We start from the raw sequence: 1232 nt of genomic DNA on the forward strand, positions 1-1232 counted from the left end.
AGATGCCACTCTAGTCCTGAGCGAATGTAAACGCATACTCTCAGCGGAAGGCTCGATCCTCCTGCACGAAGTACTGGAAGGCCCGAACCATAGCAACATCAAATATCCCGTCCCTTGGGCACGCAGTGCCGACAGCTCCCACCTGCGCAGCCAGCAAGAACTGGAATCCCTCATTCAGTCGGCAGGGTTCAAGATCGATACATTCAGTGACTGGTCACAAGAAGCCTTGAGCTGGCGAAAACGTCAGTCGGAAAAAGAGCAGCAAGCAAAAGACAGCGGACAAGCCACCCAACCACCCGTGTCCCCTGCCCTTATCTTAGGTCCGGAGTTTGGTCAGATGGGTGCCAATGTGATGCGTAACCTTAGCAGCGAAGCCGCACGCGTAGTCGAGGTTTTAGCCCGGAGCATCGGGTAACATCTACCCAAAGATGGGATGAGTGTGTTGCCCGGCATAACGGAATACCGAACAACATCAGCACGCTATAGAGACGTTTTTACGATTTGAGGTTATCCTTCCGTATAACGATAACTTGATAAGACGTCTAACGAGCAGCAAAAATGAATCTCAACGACCCTTTCGGACGAGTAAAGAAACAGCGTGAGAAAGAATATCACGCGTTGCGCACAACCTTGATGGATGCGGGCATTAACGACCGCCATGAAGCAGAAAAACTACTTGAGACACTCGCCAAACGTGGCAAGTTCGGGCTGCTTATTATCATCCCTCTCACCCTGATTCTTGCCGCGCTACTGCCGCAATTTCAGATTGTGATTATTGCACTCGGCGGCCTGATCAGCGCATGGTTGTTCAAAACCACCACCCGCAGTAGACAACATATACGCCGGTATATCGAAGAAGAGCTATCCCATGATGGAGACAGCCGGGACTTCTAGAGTTCACCCGCTGTTGATAAGCGGGGAGAAGCCTCAACTATTGGTTTCCCCTCGCCCTTACCTTATCAAATCGATTAGATTCAGGTGTCTACCGATCGCGCATAACGCCCGGCTTCGGGGCTGGCTTGTAGCTGCGAAGCAGCGAAAAGGCAGTCCCATCCACATAGTGGCGACAACAGCCGCTTGTTAGGGCTTTACTACCGATTTTTGAAATATTCATCGGCCTCACCGCTGTCGATGAATTCAAAAACCTTTGCTTTTGCCTCATCTAAAGTTTCATAGATGAACTTTCCTTTAATGCCATTCATTGTAAGTAGGAAGCCGGGCTCGACTGAAGA

1 protein-coding gene and 1 pseudogene are annotated in these 1232 nt (G+C 50.4%); both read left to right on the forward strand.

Annotated features, from left to right (window positions below):
- Window positions 1–415, forward strand: a pseudogene (locus tag ABYW01_RS21355) (SAM-dependent methyltransferase); the annotation flags it as partial.
- A 143-nt stretch (window positions 416–558) separates the two neighbouring features.
- Window positions 559–894: a hypothetical protein gene (locus tag ABYW01_RS21360; protein WP_372836627.1), complete on the forward strand. Its 336-nt coding sequence runs from the start codon at window positions 559–561 to the stop codon at window positions 892–894.
- The last annotated feature ends 338 nt before the right edge of the window (window positions 895–1232 follow it).

It is taken from the genome of Pontibacterium sp. (genome assembly GCF_041587635.1).
Taxonomy (GTDB): Bacteria; Pseudomonadota; Gammaproteobacteria; order Pseudomonadales; family Balneatricaceae; genus Pontibacterium.